This is a genomic window from Synechococcus sp. R3-13 (assembly GCF_047462195.1).
GTDB lineage: Bacteria > Cyanobacteriota > Cyanobacteriia > Thermostichales > Thermostichaceae > Thermostichus.
This window is the reverse complement of sequence record NZ_JANSIO010000223.1, coordinates 1,070-16,757: the sequence shown is the minus strand read 5'-3', so window position 1 is coordinate 16,757 and position 15,688 is coordinate 1,070. Positions and strand designations below refer to the sequence as shown.

Genomic DNA, 15,688 nt, shown 5'->3' with positions numbered 1-15,688 from the left:
CCACCCCCTGTCTCTGGCTCTTGTGCCCCCACCGAGCTGTGTCCTTGGCGAAAGCGCCGCCTACAGGGGCAGGTTCACGACGAAAATGCCGCCCGCCTGGGCGGGATCGCCGGCCATGCCGGACTGTTTGCCACGGCAGAGGAAGTAGCTGCTTTCGGGGAGAGTTTTTTGACGGGATCCCTGTTGCAGCCGCAGACGGTGAGGGAAATGACCCGCGAGCAGTTGCCTCAGCAAGGGGATGCCCACCGCTGTCACGAGCGCCGGGGTTTGGGGTTTGCCTTGCGCTCCCCGGATCCCTTGGCCAGCAGCTACCCGTTCAGCCCCAGCGCCTTCGGCCACACCGGCTTCACCGGAACCTCCCTGTGGATCGATCCAGAGCGGGAGCTGGTGGTGACGCTGCTCACCAACGCCGTCTACCACGGTCGGCAGGAGAACGGATTCCAGGCTTTCCGGGTTGCCTTCCATCAGGCCATCCTAGAGGGGCTTTCTTGATCATTGAGTCCCTGACCGTTCCCGCTAGGGTGCCGTAGGCATAACCGAGGCTGAGGTGGACGAGACCTTTTACCGACAGTTGGCAGACATGCTCTCCCGCGGGCCGCTGGTGGTGGCCACCGTGATCCGCACCCAGGGATCTGTGCCTCGCCAGGCGGGGGCGAAACTGGCTGTGGGATCCGATGGCACCCTGTTGGGCACTGTTGGCGGTGGGGCTGCCGAAGCGGAAGTCATTGCCCGAGCGCAAACCCTTTTGCAGACCGCTGTTCCCGTTGGCGATGGCGATGGGGAGTCCTCGCCGGCTGGGATGCAAGTTTCCCTTGACCTCAACAGCCCTCCCCTGGGCGTTTGCGGGGGACGGATGCACATTTGGCTACAGCGATGGCAGGGATCCTTTGCCCAAACGTTGGTGGCCCAGATCCTCCAGGCTCTGACCCAAGGGCAAAGGGCTTGGCTGATCACCCCCCTCGATCCCCAGGGGTTCCCCTACCTCAGGCTTGGCGACAGCAATGTGGAGCACTTTGCCCCCCTGCCATCCCGCCCACAGCTCCTCGCGGGATCCTGGGTCGAGCCCCTCCTCCCTTCCCCCACCCTGCTGATCGTCGGAGCGGGCCACTGCGGCCTGTCCCTGGCCCAGATCGCCCATTTGGCCGGCTTTCGCATTTGGGTTCAGGACGATCGCCCGGACTGGGTAACCCCTCAGCGCTTTCCCGTTGCCGAGCGGCTGTGCTCAGAACCCTTTGCCCAACTTATCCCCCATCTGCACAGGATCCCGCAGCTCTACATCGCTCTTGTGACCCGCAGCTACAGCCTCGATTGCCAAATCCTGCGGGCCATCTACCACTCCGGCCTGACCCCCCACTACCTGGGGATGATCGGCAGCCGCAAGCGGGTACAAACCGTACTGCGAACCCTGGCCCAGGAAGGGATCCCGGAGACCGCCTTCAGTCGGCTCTTTGCCCCCATTGGCCTGGAGATCCACGCCGAAACCCCCGCCGAGATTGCCATCAGCATCACCGCCCAGCTCATCCAGGTGCGACGGGGATCCCCGAAGACAATACCCACACAAAAGGGCGAAACTTAGGCGTAGGCTTGCCGGTTGGCCGGAGGACAAGCTAGGCTAGAAAAGCGCCGCGGGGTAGAGCAGCCTGGTAGCTCGTCGGGCTCATAACCCGAAGGTCACTGGTTCAAATCCAGTCCCCGCTATACCTAGGAGACAGTTGCTTAGAGCAGCGTCCGCACATCCACCACCTTGCCGCTGACTGCCGCTGCGGCCACCATAGCCGGGCTCATGAGCAGAGTGCGCCCGCTGGGGGATCCCTGGCGGCCCTTAAAGTTGCGGTTGGAAGAAGAGGCGCTGATCTGGCGCCCCACCAGCCGATCCGGGTTCATCGCCAAACACATGGAGCAACCGGGATCCCGCCACTCAAACCCCGCCGCCTCGAAGATCTCCCGCAGGCCCTCCTGTTCTGCCTCCTGCTTTACCCGTTCTGAGCCGGGCACCACAAACGCCTTCACCCCTGGGGCCACCCGTCGCCCCTTAGCAATCTTGGCTGCCTCCCGCAGGTCGCTCAAGCGGCCATTGGTGCAACTGCCGATGAAGCAGACATCCACCGGTGTCCCTACAATGGGATCCCCCGGCTGCAAGTCCATGTAGGCATAGGCCTCTTTGGCCAGTTCCCGCTCGCTTTCCGGCAGATCTTCTGGGGCAGGGATCCGCTCATCCACCCCAATACCTTGGCCGGGGGTGATCCCCCAAGTAACCGTCGGCGCAATGTCTGCGGCCTGGAAGACCACCACGTCGTCGTAGCGGGCATTGCCGTCGCTGGCCAGACTTTTCCACCAGGCTACCGCCTCTTCCCAATCCGATCCCTGGGGGGCAAACTCTCGCCCCCGCAAATACTCAAAGGTCACCGCATCGGGGTTGACGTAGCCACAGCGGGCTCCTCCCTCGATGGACATGTTGCAGAGGGTCATGCGCTCTTCCATGCTCATGGCTTCAATGGCGCTGCCCCCATACTCGTAGGCGTAGCCCACCCCGCCTTTGACCCCCAGCTTGCGGATGATGTGCAGAATTACATCCTTAGCGTAAACTCCCGGCCCCAACTTGCCGTGGATCTCAATGCGGCGCACCTTGAGCTTGGACAAAGCCAAAGTTTGGGTGGCCAATACGTCTCGCACCTGGCTGGTGCCGATCCCAAAAGCAATGGCCCCAAAGGCCCCGTGGGTAGAGGTGTGGCTGTCCCCACAGGCGATGGTCATCCCCGGCAGAGTTAACCCTTGCTCCGGGGCAATCACATGCACGATCCCCTGCCGACCGGAGCCGCTGTTGTAGAAGCGGATGCCGTATTGCCGGCAATTGCGCTCCAGTTCCTGGATCATCTCCTCTGCCAAGGGATCCGCAAAAGGCCGTGCCCGGTTGTCGGTGGGAATGATGTGATCCACGGTGGCCACCGTCCGCTCGGGAAACAGAACCGGCAGATGACGCTCCCGCAGCATGGCAAAAGCCTGCGGACTGGTCACCTCGTGAATTAGGTGCAGGCCGATGAACAACTGCGTCTGCCCAGAGGGCAAAATCCGCACCGTATGGGCATCCCACACCTTATCGAATAATGTCCTCTCGCTCATCTTCCTCGGCCCGCAGCCAAGTCCTGTAAACTTTCAATGTGCTACTTGGGGAAAGGGTTGTCAAGGTACGGGCTGCCGTTATCGCTATGCGATCCCGGTGGGCGAAGGCGGATCTGAGTCCTCAAACCGGGAAACCCCTGCCTCAGCCAACGAGAAACTCGCCCTTCAAACGGGATCCCTGAAGGCCGGCCAAGGCAAAAAGCGATAGCCCGCCTCTTGAATGGCAGCGACGATATCCGGCAGGGCCTCTGCAGTGTGGGGCCAGCGATCGTGCAGCAGCAAAACCAGGGGCCGCTCGGAAGCCTGGATCGCCGGCAACTGGGCTCGAACACGCTCCAAAAGTTGGGCTGCACTTTGGCCGGCGTAGGCATCTTCCGGGCTCATGTTCCAGTAAAGAACGCGATACCCTGCCTGCTCTAAAGAATGGCGCAAAGCAGAGTCTAGGCGAAAACCTCCCGGTGGGCGAACAACCAGTTGGGGATCCAAGTTCAACGCTTTGAGCAGTTGGGTTGTCTGATCCACCTCAGCATAAAACAGCTCATTGCTTCCGTAGAGACGTTGATAATCGTGGGTAAAAGTATGATTGGCTAGGGTGTGGTGATGGGCCTGAATCGATTGAGCCAACTCTGGAAATCGGGAAACGTGGGTGCCAATAACAAAGAAAGTGGCCGGGATCTGAAGATCATCCAAAACCTGTAAAAGTCGGGGGGTGGATTGGGGCCAGGGGCCATCATCAATGGTCAGAAAGGCAGAACGAGGCGGCACCTCCAGTAAAGGCCCCAGCATTTCTTCCAAGGGCAGTTGCAAAGGTTGGCTGTTTTCCGCCGGATCGAGAAAGTCGGGATCCGGGATCCAGCGATGCTGCAGAAACACCTGCACATGAGCGGGAGCAGGGGTAATCAGTAAACGCCCCGTCTGCTCATTTTGGTTGCCCCAGCTCAGTCGATAGGGCAGATCCGAGGCAATCTCGACGGTTGTTGTACGGGTAATGACTCCGTAGGGGATGTCAATCAAATAGTGCCCGTTCACCTCTTCTTGATGGATCCAGGCTGCAGAAGGAGCTGATAAATAAATGAGCAAATCTTGGGGATTGGCGCCGCGCACCACCCGAATGCTTTCAATGGGGAGAATGAGGTTGTATTCCGAGGTGGCCGTCAGGTTCAGCTCAAAAAGAGGCTGGGCCTCTACCGTGCAGTAGTAGATCAGTCCAACCAGTAGGAAGGCTAGGCAAAATATCAACGCTTTCAACGCTTTCAGAGAGTGCATGGAATGGCTTAATCCTTCGGAACCAATTTTATAGGACAGAAGCCACCTGAGCTCAATAGAGCCCATCAATTTAACCGGAAGGCCCTGCTGGGCTTCTGGGTGGCGAGAGCAGGCGCTCTTCCCATTTACGTGCAGGTGAGGCCCGTCGGATGTCCCGCCAAATGGCTGTGGCAGCTAAGGTACCATCGGCAACCGCAATCGCCACCTGGTTCAGGCCCTGCTTCAAATCGCCCAGCGCAAACAGCCGCGGATGGGCAGTGCGACACCACTCGTCGGTCAACAGGTTTTCCCCTTGCCATTTCAAGCCGGGGATCCCTTTCAAATAGGCATTGTGGTATCTGGCGCCCATCGCCACCAAGCCGGTAGTTGCTTCGATGTAAGTGCCATCTTCCAACTCCACACCCTGCAATTGATGGTTTTCTCCAAGAAAGCGGCGAATAGGAGATTCGTAGAGGGGGTAGCCATGATCCGCCAGTTTTTTGCGCATGTCGGGGCCGACCGAGCAGAGGCCGTGGGTCAACACCGAGATATAGGGTGTAAACCAGTTGAGGACAAAAGCTGTATTGATCCGATCTTCCGAATTGACGATCAACACTGACTTTTGATCCCGCATTTCATAGCCATCGCAGATCATACAGACATGCAGTGAATAGCCCGCGTAGTCGTAAACATTCTGCATATCCGACAACTGAGGCAGCTCGTCCATAATGCCGGTTGCCGCGATCAAATATTTGCTCCGAAAAAAGGGGTAGAGGCTGTTCATTTTTCCCACCTTGACTTTGACCGCAAAGAGGTCTCCCTCATCGGTGGCATCTTCCACAAAACCGCGCAGGTAATCTACCCCTAAACTGAGGGCGTGCTCTGTTCCCTGTCGCAACAGCTCTCGTCCGGGAGTGGTCGGAGGCAATCCCAGATAATTGCGCAAATCCTGCATCCAAAAAGAACGGCCTCTGCCCTTCTCCACCACCAGGCAACTCAATCCATAACGAGCTAGATAGATTGCCGCCGACAACCCCCCTGCTCCCCCTCCGGCCACAATCACGTCATAGATTTTGTTCAAACCAACCTCTAGATTCCTGCTGCTCAGTTTCATAGACGGGATCCCCTCACCAGACTTCTGCTGGGTGGCCTCAAGTTGTCGGTTGCGGCCTGAAAAATCTTAAGAAGCTCCAGACGTTCCGCAGAGCTGCAGATCATACTTGGTCCATCGCGTTTCTGTTGAGATGTGATAGATGTGATCGAGCTAAGGGAGCAGTCCCAGCAACCGTCTAGAATGGGGACTGAACTCCCCCTTAGGAGAAAAGCCCTATGCCAGGTATCTTAGCGGCCATTGCCCTGATCTTTATCGGCTACCTGTTCAACTCGGTCAAAATCATCAGCCAGGGGTATGAGGCATTGGTGGAGCGTTTGGGCAGGTTTCATCGCAAGCTGACCCCAGGATTGCACTTTATTCTTCCCCCTATCGATAGGATTGTGTTCCAGGAAACCATCCGCGAGAAGGTGTTGGACGTGCCTCCTCAGCAGTGCATCACCAGCGACAACGTCTCTTTGATGGCCGATGCGGTGGTCTACTGGCGCATCACCGACATGATCAAGGCCCGCTATGCGGTCGAGGATGTGCAGCGGGCTTTGATTAACCTGGTGCTGACGGCCTTGCGCGCCGAAATTGGCCGTATGGATTTGGATCAAACCTTTTCCTCCCGCGCCGAGATCAACGCTCGCCTTTTGACAGAGCTGGACGAGGCCACAGATCCCTGGGGGATCAAGATCACCCGCGTGGAAGTCAGGGACATTCAACCCTCCAAAACCGTGCAAGACTCGATGGAAAAACAAATGGCTGCCGAGCGGGAGAAGCGGGCCGCTATTCTGAAATCAGAAGGGGAGCAGCAGGCCAGCATCAACCAAGCGGCTGGGGCCGCCAGGGCGCAGCTATTGCGGGCAGAAGCGGAGAAACGGGAGCGGCTGCTGTTGGCTGAGGGCACGGCTGAAGCCATCAAAACCATTGCCGCCACTTTGCAAGAGAATCCAGAGGCAGCCAATGCGTTGCAATACCTGATGGCGCAAAACTATATCGACATGGGCTTCAAGGTAGGCAGCAGTCCCAGCGCCAAGGTAATCTTCATGGATCCCAATTCGATCCCTGGCACCCTGCAAGGGCTGCTCTCCATGGTGGACGTGGCTAAGGGTGGGGAAGGTTCTCGCACAGTGACCTCTCAGAAGCTGCGCACCCCGGCTTCTTTCCCAACCGAAGTGGACTTTCCGCGGCTCGACTGAGTTTGACCGACCATGATGGCCCGGGATCCCGATTGGCTGCTGGTGGGACAGGTGGTGGCGGCCCACGGCTTGCGGGGCTGGCTGCGGGTTAGGTGCTGGTCGGATTTTCCAGAGCGCTTCACAGAGCCCGGACCGCGCTGGTTGCAGCGGGATACGGATCCCGAGCCCCTGCTGCACCCCTTGATCGAGGGGCAGTTTTTCCCAGCTAAGGGTCTTTATTTGGTGCGACTGGAAGGGATCCCCAATCGAACGGTGGCTGAGACCTGGGTGGGGGCTAGGCTGCTGGTACCGGCTTCCCACCGCTTGCCCTTGCAGCCGGAAGAGTACCACTACCGCGATCTCATCGGCTTGGCTGTCTATCACCAAGGGGAGCTGCTGGGACAGGTTTCGGGGATTTTGGCAGCCGGCCAGGATGTGCTGGAGATAACGACCTCTGACCATCGGCAGGTGTTGATCCCCTTTGTGAAAGCCCTGGTGCCTGTCGTGGACTTGGAAAAAGGCGCGCTTCACGTGCAGCCGCCGCCGGGGCTGGTGGAGAGCTTTCTGGGTTAGAGTTCGGCAAGACAGCCTGACTTCCGTACCTGCATCCCATCCTGAACTTGGCCCTCAGAAGCGCCTGTGTGGCCGTTCTAGCCTTTTGTGCTATCATGGGGGCAGTTTTTTGATGATAAGCTGATTCCTGGCCTTTAAGGTCAATTTTTCTGGGTTTCTGTTGATCTTGGCCAGGAGCCTTCCTCGGGATTGGAGTTGGGAATGACGGAAAACTACGGTGCAGAGCAGATCCAAGTTTTGGAAGGCTTGGAGGCTGTGCGCAAGCGGCCTGGCATGTATATTGGCTCCACCGGGCCGAAGGGGTTGCACCATTTGGTGTACGAGGTGGTGGACAACTCTGTGGATGAGGCCCTGGCCGGCTATTGCGACGATATTCAGATCAGCCTGCATCCCGACGGCTCGGTAGCCGTCTTGGACAATGGCCGTGGCATTCCGGTGGACATCCACCCCAAAACCGGTCAGTCGGCCCTGGTTACGGTGCTGACGGTGCTGCACGCGGGGGGCAAGTTTGGCGGTGGCGGCTACAAGGTCTCCGGCGGGCTGCACGGGGTGGGCGTATCGGTGGTGAATGCCCTCTCCGAATGGGTGGAGGTGACGGTTTGGCGAGAGGGCAAGGTTTACTTTCAACGGTTCGAGCGCGGGGCGGTGGTGGGATCCCTGAAATCTGAACCCCAACCCAAGGGATCCAATCGGCGGGGTACAGAGGTGCGCTTCAAGCCGGATGGGCTGATCTTTCCCGAGCGAGAGTTTGACTATGCCCTGCTGGCGGCCCGCTTTCGCGAGTTGGCCTACCTCAATGCCGGCTTGAAAATTACCTTTAGCGATCTGCGGCGGGATCCGCCCCACTGCGAAACCTATCAATATGCAGGCGGCATCAAGGAATATGTGGCCTTCATCAACCACGAAAAAACGCCCATCCACTCCGACATTATCTACATCCAAGGGGAGCGGGATGGGGTGGAGGTGGAAGTGGCGCTGCAGTGGTGCTCGGATGTGTACACCGATACTTTGATTGGCTTTGCCAACAACATTCGCACCAACGAAGGGGGTACCCACCTGGAGGGCCTGAAAACCTCTCTCACCCTCACCATCAACAGCCAAGCCCGCAAACTCAACAAGCTGAAGGATTCCGACAGCAACCTGGCCGGAGAAAATGTGCGCGAGGGGTTGACGGCCATCGTCTCGGTCAAGGTGCCCAACCCCGAGTTTGAGGGGCAAACCAAAACCAAGTTGGGCAACACCGAGGTGCGGGGCATTGTGCAAACCCTCGTCTCCGAGGCGCTCACGGAGTACTTGGAATTCAACCCCAACGTGGCCAGGGGGATCGTCGATAAGGCCATCCAGTCCTTCAATGCTGCCGAGGCAGCCCGGCGGGCCAGAGAATTGGTGCGGCGCAAATCTGCCCTGGAATCTTCCACGCTGCCGGGGAAGTTGGCCGATTGCAGTTGCCGCGACCCGGCGGAGTCTGAGGTGTATTTGGTGGAAGGCGACTCTGCAGGGGGCAGCGCCAAACAAGGTCGGGATCGGCAGTTTCAGGCAGTGTTGCCCTTGCGCGGCAAGATCCTCAACATTGAAAAGGCGGATCCCGCCAAGATCTACAAAAACGCCGAAATTCAGGCCATGATCACAGCGCTGGGTTTGGGGGTGAAAGGGGATGAATTTGATCCCAGCCAACTGCGCTACCACCGCATCATCCTCATGACCGATGCTGACGTGGACGGTAGCCACATTCGCACCCTGTTGCTGACCTTTTTCTACCGCTATCAAAAGGCGCTTCTGGAACAGGGCTATGTCTATATCGCCTGTCCGCCGCTCTACAAAATCGAGTGGGGTCGCAACAATGTTCGCTACTGCTACAGCGACGCCGAGAAAGACCAAATCCTGCGGGGGCTGCCTGCCAACGCCAAGTACACCATCCAACGGTTCAAGGGTCTGGGGGAAATGATGCCTGAACAACTTTGGGAGACCACCATGAACCCGGCAACGCGCACCCTCAAACAAATCACCATCGAAGATGCGGTGGAGGCGGATCGCATTTTCACCATCTTGATGGGAGATGCCGTTGGTCCCCGACGGGAGTTTATTGAGGCCCACAGTGCCCATTTGGATCTGGCGGCTCTCGATATTTAGCGACTCTCGATATTGGGTGGAGAGAACTCTGTCCCGCCTCTTCGGGGCCCACGGCAGGGGGAAAGTGCTCCGCACCGCTGGCGCGAACGTAACGGTGCTGCAGACGAGGCCGCAAACAGCCAAAAGCTCCTGGACGGGGCAAGATCCCGGCTGCAGCTCAGACCCTGTGGCAAAGTGAGGGAAGAGCGTTCCAGATCCTGCCATGCCTGCATTCCTTACCGCTCTTCTCGCTGCGCTGGGGGGCTATCTCCTGGGATCCATTCCAACCGGCTACTGGGTAGGTCGTTGGTGGGGAGGCATCGATATTCGCCAACAGGGATCCGGCTCTACCGGAGCAACCAATGTGTTGCGGACGTTGGGCAAGGGGCCCGCCCTGCTGGTGTTGCTGGTGGATGCTGCCAAGGGGGCAGCAGCAGTGGCTCTGGGATCGGCCTTGGGATCCGCGTGGTGGGTGGTTTTGGCGGCATTGTTCGCAGTGATCGGCCATAGCCGTTCCTGCTGGCTGGGCTTCAGGGGGGGCAAATCGGTGGCCACCAGCCTGGGGATCTTGTTGGCTATGGCTTGGCCAGTAGCCCTGACAACTTTCGGCGTCTGGCTGCTGGGGCTCGCCCTCACCCGCATCGTTTCCTTCAGCTCCCTGCTGGCGGCAGTGGCGGCTCCGGTGGTGATGTGGGCAACAGCTCAACCTTTGCCCTATTTGTTGTTTGCGTTGGCGGGCGGGGTGTATGTGATCGGTGCTCATCGGCGCAACATCGAGCGCCTACTGGCCGGGTCGGAGCCGCGCATTGGCCAAAAATGGACGCAATCTCCCTAATTTTCAAGGCACTGTGAAGCAGCTGTATTACTCCGCAACGCTATGCAACCGACCACAGTGGTTTTTGTCTACGGATCCCTGCTGCGGGGCGGCCAATACCACAGCTTGCTGCAGGGGGCAGAATTTTTGGGGACAGACAGCCTCAACCACATTGATCTTTACAGTCTCGGCCCCTACCCGATGGCAGTTCGTGGCCGAAACCGGCTCTACGGCGAGTGCTACCGCATCCCCTTGAGTCTATTGCCCCGATTGGACGAACTGGAAGACCACCCGCGGGTGTACGAACGGCAGTGGGTGCAACTGGATAGCGGCACCTTTGCTTGGGTTTATCTGGGTCGGCCTGAGCAGGTGCAAGGGTGCTCCCTCATCCCCAGTGGCCGCTGGCTGGCTAGAGACTGGCTGGCTAGAGATCAAAGTGGAGCTTGACGCCCTCAACATACTGGGGCGGCAACAAAGACTCTATCCCACTGTTGTGCTCCGCACCGCTGTCGCGAACGCGAGTGTGAACGGCTGCGGACGGATCCCATTCTTGGGAATCAGGCTCTTTGGCGGAGAGAACACCGGCATCCACAGGGCTGGAAACGCGCTCCAGGTAGTAGATGCGATCCCCGCGTCGCCAAATGTCTGGCTCAGGCAGGTAGAAGAGCCGACCCGGTCGAGATGAGCCGCTCCTCAGCCGCTGCGGGCGCACCAACAACAAGGGCAGGCATAGATCGGCTTTGATTCGATAGGCAAACTGATCCCGCAGCCGTTCAAGGGTGGGATCCTCCAGTCCCATCTGGGCCAGGAAGGGATTGGGCAGCGCTGGTGCTGAAAAAGCGCTCCGCACCGCTGTCGGGAACGACTCTTGAGCCGTCAAGACATCAGCTTTACTGCTCCGCACTGCCTCCGGCAGGGTTGAGGCCGCATTCGCAGAAGCGTCACGTAGCGATAAAGGGAGAGGCAGGCCCAGGTCTGCCAACGTGGGTAGGGTGATCGAGCGCAGCTCAGCCCGGTTGGCCTCCAGATAGCCGGCCCAGCGCTGCAGTTGGGGGAAGGAAGGCTGCAAGGTGCGGATCCCTTCTGAGATGGGCATATCCGGCAGCAACACCGTCCAGATGGTGGCCGAAACCGAGAGTTTCACCATCAACTCGGCAATGGCCCAGTTCACCTGCGGATCCAGAGTCAGGATCAACAGAGTTTCCGCATGGTCGATATCGGCCTTCAACAAAGCAGACTCGTTCAGTACAGCTTCCTGCAGGGATCCGGGGATGGCTTCTGGCTTGCCGACTTCCTGGCTTGGGGCAGACTTGTGGGTGCCGTTGCCGTCAGAGGAATGAAGTTGTGGGGGCAAGCCATCTGCTGGACGACGCTTCGGCGTTCCTGACAGGGATGTGGAGGACTTACGGGATGGCGGGATGGAGTCCTTACCGTCTGTTGGGTGGGGAGCTTTGTAGCTGCCGTGCCCATTTTTGGAAGACCCAGAAACCAACGGGATCACCTCGACCGTCTGGTTGAGCGAGCGCATCAACTGGGCCAATTGGTTGGTGAGGGGATGATCGCCGATGATTATGGTGGAACTGCCCTGATCCAGACCCAGCCAACGGGCCACCCAAGCCGCGGTCAGCCCCTGTACCGTCACCGTCACCGAGATGGTCAAAAACACCAGCGCCTTGAGGGCATCCCCCCCAGTAATGCCCCGTTCTGTCAGCAAAATGGCAAACAAGGACGCTACCGAAGCCGCCACAATGCCCCGAGGAGCCAGCCAAGCCACAAACAGCTTCTGCCGCCAATTCAGGTCGCTGCGCCAGGTACACAGCCACACGCTCAAGGGGCGGATGACCAGCATCAAACACAGCACTGTGGCCAGGGATCCCCAGCCCAGGGCAAACACCGCCTTGAGGGAGAGCGTGGCAGTCAGCAGGATAAAGATCACAGAGATGGCCAACACCACCAACTGGCCGTGAAACTGCCGCACACCCCGCTCGGCAATGGCCGCCTTCTGCCGCACCACCAGGCCCGCCATCACCACTGCCATCAGCCCCGCCTCCGATCGCAGCGACTGGGCCAAGGCAAACACCCCCAGGGCCCCCGCCAGCACCACCGAGTTGCGCAGCTCCTCGGTTAAAAACTGCCGCGACCAAAGCAGGAAGGATCCCATCAGCCAGCCCCCCAGCGCTCCCACCGCCGACCCGATGGCCAGACGGCTGGACAACTGTTCCAGGGCCATGAGAAAACTGGGATGGCCGGAGAGCACCACCTGCAGCACCACCACTGCCAGAATGGCCCCGATGGGATCGATGAGCACCCCTTCTCCCTCCAGGAGGGTGCTGACTGCCGGATCGACCCGTACCCGCTTCAAGATGGGGTTGATCACCGTCGGCCCTGTTACCACCACCAGGGATCCAAATAAAAAGGCCAGCCGCCAGGGAAACTCTCCCAGATAGTGAGCTGCTGCCGCTCCCCCCACCAGGGTCAGCAGGGATCCCAACAAAACCAAATTGCGCAGGCTATCGGATACCGGATTGAGACGCTGCAGCCGCAGGTTCAGTCCCCCCTCAAACAAGATCAGAGCCACCGCCAACGACACCAGCGCTTCCAGCCCGGATCCCATGACTTGGGGATGAACCCAGCCCAAACCATCTGGCCCCAGCAACAGGCCAAACAGCAGCAGGAATACAATGCTGGGCACTTTGACAAAATTGGCCAGCACCTGAGCAGCGATCCCAGCCACCAGGGCTAGCGTAAACAGGATCGTCAGCTCAAATGAATCTTGCATATTGAGGCTTAACCGAACGCAATAGCGGGACGGAGCCCTTACCTTTCCAGCTACTGAACGCTAACAATCTCGTCGCTGCCATCGTTAACGTCGTTGTTGCTCCGCAACGCTAACGCCAATACAGACTGCTGGAAAGTCTCCAATCGTCAAGGTGGCTCTACCCATCACGTCAGCAGTTCATGAGCCCAAACACGCAGAGCTAACTCATGTGTGTCGGCCCCATGAAGTTGCAAAAGCTACACTCAGCCTGCTTCTCGCTACAGTACACACGACTTACCTCAACCTATCACAGAGCGAGCTTGACGACCACTCTGGCATTGGGAGCCCTGTTGGAATGAAGGCCAATTAACATGCTGCCAGAAATCTCCCCTTCTAGGCTTTCTCGCCTTCTGAGCGGCTGAGACCGGTCTCTAAGGGCTTAACGCGACGGATGGGCAGATTGGCAATGAGAGCAGTCGTTCCCCCTTCCGTAGCCAAATGAAACTGCATCCCCTCTGAATCCAGCTCCACATAGCGCGACACCACCCCCAAAATCTCTAGGCGCATCGATTCCAGTGCCGCCGGGGTGAGATCAGCGCGGTCATGGGCCAAGATCAGCTTCAACCGTTGCTTGGCTTGCTGGCGGCTGTTGCCGGAGTGCCGAGAAAAAAGCTGATCCAAAAAATCGAGGAGCATAGGTTTTGCCGGCCTTGTTACTCAGTTGTGAAAGTTGTGAACAGGTCAAAATTGCCATTCCAATCTGGATAAAGTGGGGAAAAACGACAAAACAGTTGTCAGAGCACCTTTTGGTTTAAAAACCGTTTGGCCCGCTCCCAAAAGGACTCGCCCAAACTGGCCATCTTGGGGAAGTCCACTGTTTCCCCTTCCAGCCGTCGGGCAATGCGCTGGATGGCCTGAGCAGCCAGAGTTGGATTGGCGGAGAGAACCAGGGGCTCCCCTTTGTTGGTGGAGACGATCACCTCGCGGTCTTCTGGAATGATACCCACCAAGGGGATGGCCAGCACCTCCACCACATCTTCCACCGACATCATCTGGCCGGCTGCCACCATGTCCGGGCGCAGGCGGTTGACAATGAGCTGAGTCGATGAAATCTGTGCAGCTTCCAGCAGGCCCACCACGCGATCTGCATCCCGCACCGCTGCCACTTCTGGGGTGGTGATGATGATGGCCTCGTTGGCTCCGGCGATGGCATTGCGAAACCCCTGCTCGATCCCAGCAGGACAATCGATCAGCACATAGTCATGGCTGCTGGCCAGCTTCTCGATTAACTGGCGCATCTGATCCGGATGCACCGACGTTTTGTTGCGGGTTTGGGCTGCCGGCAACAGCGAGAGATGGGGGGTGCGCTTGTCTTTCACCAAAGCCTGCTCGAGGCGGCACTCCCCGGCAATCACCTCTAGGGCCGTGTACACCACCCGATTCTCCAGCCCCAGCAGCAAGTCCAGGTTGCGCAGGCCAAAGTCTGCATCCACCACCACCACCGAGCGACCCAAGCGCGCCAAGGCAGTGCCCAGGTTGGCCGTCACGGTGGTTTTGCCGACTCCACCTTTACCAGAGGTCATGACGATGACTCGGCTCATACTCCTCTCCGCAGAAAATCTTGAAGGCTGGCGATGCAGATGACATCTTCCTGTAGGTAAACCACTTCAGGGGTGTTGGGCAGGGATCCACCTTCTGGCGGACGGGCCACTTGATCGGCAATGCGCAACTGAGTGGGCTCCAACTGCAAAGCCAAAATTACAGCTCCCTTGTCGCCGTCGGCCCCCGCGTGAACCAGGCCCCGCAAGCGTCCCCAAACCCAAATATCTCCTCCGGCAACGATCTCGCCGCCGGGGTTGAGATCCCCCAACAGGAATACCGAGCCCCTGTGACGCACGGACATGCCAGAGCGCACCGTCGAACGTAGGTACAGAGGTGTGGTGTCTGGGGGAGCAGGGGGAACTGCCTCCAAAAGGGAAGATTGCTCCACAGAATACCCCAACGTCGCTGCTGCAATCGCTGTCGAGCGGGATCGAGTTTGAACGCGCCACAGTTGCAGTCCATGCTGAGACAATAGGGCAGCAAGAAGTTGTAGGGTGGGCATGTCCAGCTCTCGCTGCTGGCTCCAGAGGGTGAGGGGAGCGACTCCGGCCCAGTAGGGTTTGCGGCTGCGCAACTGCCAAACCAGGTTTTCCCAAAGCTCCTCCCAAGGCAAGGTGCTGGGCAAGTGCAGATGAATCCCTTGTGCATCCGACCGAAAGTAAACGCTGCCCGTGGCCCAGGAGTCTGGAGATGGGGAGATTTCAGGGTTCCATGTAGGGGATCCCGTCATGACCGCCCTTAAACGTCTGCCTGAATATAGAGCCCTATCCTATTCCATTCCCCCAAGCCAGGGGAAACTCTCTCGGCGGTTGCCCTTGATAGCAAAGCGGTTTCGCTTGGGTGGCAGGACAATCTTGCTTCGGGATCGCTAACTTGAGGGTACTTGATGGAGCCAATTCCTGATGTTGAAACCTCGCCACACCCTCAGGCTGCTCGCGCCAGCAGGACAGGATCCTCTCCTCTCCAAGGGGTGGAGTTCTCGCGCGGTGAGACCGGTCGCCATTGCCCTACTCAGCATTCTTGCGGCATCTGGGATGGGATCCCCTGCCCATGCCCAAGATCTGGGCCGTTTGCTGATTCATGGCCTTCAGTGGCTGCAGGTGAGCCAGTTGAACGATGCCCAAGAGGTGAGCTTAGGCCGCCAGATCGATCGACAAGTAAACTACCCGACTCTGACCGCTAAGCGGTACAGG

At 58.8% G+C, this 15,688-nt stretch carries 14 protein-coding genes, 1 tRNA gene and 1 pseudogene; 9 read left to right on the top strand and 7 right to left on the bottom strand.

From position 1 onward, the window contains the following. From NW856_RS07035 to NW856_RS07025, 3 genes are all read left to right on the top strand, one after another. Nucleotides 1-492 (top strand): serine hydrolase domain-containing protein (locus NW856_RS07035; RefSeq protein WP_414399634.1); only part of this gene is annotated, 492 nt, incomplete at its 5' end. A gap of 55 nt (nt 493-547) precedes the next feature. Then, nucleotides 548-1,576, top strand: a complete 1,029-nt coding sequence (locus NW856_RS07030) for an XdhC family protein (RefSeq protein WP_414399633.1) — start codon at nt 548-550, stop codon at nt 1,574-1,576. Nucleotides 1,577-1,624: 48 nt separating this feature from the next. Continuing rightward, nucleotides 1,625-1,698, top strand: a tRNA-Met gene (locus tag NW856_RS07025). An 18-nt stretch (nt 1,699-1,716) separates the two neighbouring features. Here NW856_RS07025 and leuC read toward each other — a convergent pair. The 3 genes from leuC to NW856_RS07010 form a co-directional block, all read right to left on the bottom strand. Then, nucleotides 1,717-3,120: a 3-isopropylmalate dehydratase large subunit gene (gene leuC, locus NW856_RS07020; RefSeq protein ID WP_011431994.1), complete on the bottom strand. Its 1,404-nt coding sequence runs from the start codon at nt 3,118-3,120 to the stop codon at nt 1,717-1,719. Between the two features lie 165 nt (nt 3,121-3,285). After that, nucleotides 3,286-4,386, bottom strand: a complete 1,101-nt coding sequence (locus tag NW856_RS07015; protein WP_414399632.1) for a polysaccharide deacetylase family protein — start codon at nt 4,384-4,386, stop codon at nt 3,286-3,288. 70 nt (nt 4,387-4,456) lie between these two features. Further along, nucleotides 4,457-5,479, bottom strand: coding sequence for an NAD(P)/FAD-dependent oxidoreductase (locus NW856_RS07010; RefSeq protein WP_414399631.1), 1,023 nt, complete (start codon nt 5,477-5,479; stop codon nt 4,457-4,459). A 215-nt stretch (nt 5,480-5,694) separates the two neighbouring features. Here NW856_RS07010 and NW856_RS07005 point away from each other — a divergent pair, with 215 nt between their 5' ends. The 5 genes from NW856_RS07005 to NW856_RS06985 all read left to right on the top strand — a co-directional run bounded on the left by NW856_RS07005 (nt 5,695) and on the right by NW856_RS06985 (nt 10,582). Continuing rightward, nucleotides 5,695-6,660, top strand: coding sequence for an SPFH domain-containing protein (locus NW856_RS07005; protein WP_414399630.1), 966 nt, complete (start codon nt 5,695-5,697; stop codon nt 6,658-6,660). Nucleotides 6,661-6,672: 12 nt separating this feature from the next. Then, on the top strand, nt 6,673-7,212 hold the full coding sequence (rimM, locus tag NW856_RS07000; RefSeq protein WP_011431990.1) for a ribosome maturation factor RimM: 540 nt from the start codon (nt 6,673-6,675) through the stop codon (nt 7,210-7,212). A 201-nt stretch (nt 7,213-7,413) separates the two neighbouring features. Then, on the top strand, nt 7,414-9,342 hold the full coding sequence (gene gyrB, locus NW856_RS06995; protein WP_414399629.1) for a DNA topoisomerase (ATP-hydrolyzing) subunit B: 1,929 nt from the start codon (nt 7,414-7,416) through the stop codon (nt 9,340-9,342). 202 nt (nt 9,343-9,544) lie between these two features. Next, nucleotides 9,545-10,156: a glycerol-3-phosphate 1-O-acyltransferase PlsY gene (gene plsY, locus NW856_RS06990; RefSeq protein ID WP_414356184.1), complete on the top strand. Its 612-nt coding sequence runs from the start codon at nt 9,545-9,547 to the stop codon at nt 10,154-10,156. A gap of 42 nt (nt 10,157-10,198) precedes the next feature. Further along, entirely contained in the window at nt 10,199-10,582 is a 384-nt protein-coding gene (locus NW856_RS06985; RefSeq protein ID WP_414399628.1) for a gamma-glutamylcyclotransferase, read from the top strand. On the opposite strand, the gene NW856_RS06980 is transcribed toward NW856_RS06985, so the two are convergent. The 4 genes from NW856_RS06980 to minC all read right to left on the bottom strand — a co-directional run bounded on the left by NW856_RS06980 (nt 10,560) and on the right by minC (nt 15,225). Further along, on the bottom strand, nt 10,560-12,914 hold the full coding sequence (locus NW856_RS06980; RefSeq protein WP_414399627.1) for a cation:proton antiporter: 2,355 nt from the start codon (nt 12,912-12,914) through the stop codon (nt 10,560-10,562). The two genes, NW856_RS06985 and NW856_RS06980, sit on opposite strands and share 23 nt — an antisense overlap. Nucleotides 12,915-13,286: 372 nt before the next feature. Beyond that, nucleotides 13,287-13,589: a cell division topological specificity factor MinE gene (minE, locus tag NW856_RS06975; protein ID WP_011431985.1), complete on the bottom strand. Its 303-nt coding sequence runs from the start codon at nt 13,587-13,589 to the stop codon at nt 13,287-13,289. A 98-nt stretch (nt 13,590-13,687) separates the two neighbouring features. Next, on the bottom strand, nt 13,688-14,494 hold the full coding sequence (gene minD, locus NW856_RS06970; protein ID WP_414399626.1) for a septum site-determining protein MinD: 807 nt from the start codon (nt 14,492-14,494) through the stop codon (nt 13,688-13,690). Beyond that, the gene (gene minC, locus NW856_RS06965; protein WP_414399625.1) at nt 14,491-15,225 is read right to left on the bottom strand and encodes a septum site-determining protein MinC; all 735 of its coding nucleotides are present in this window, start codon (nt 15,223-15,225) and stop codon (nt 14,491-14,493) included. Before minC ends, minD begins: the two co-directional genes overlap by 4 nt. Nucleotides 15,226-15,397: 172 nt before the next feature. Here minC and NW856_RS06960 point away from each other — a divergent pair. Beyond that, nucleotides 15,398-15,688, top strand: a pseudogene (locus NW856_RS06960) (hypothetical protein); the annotation flags it as partial.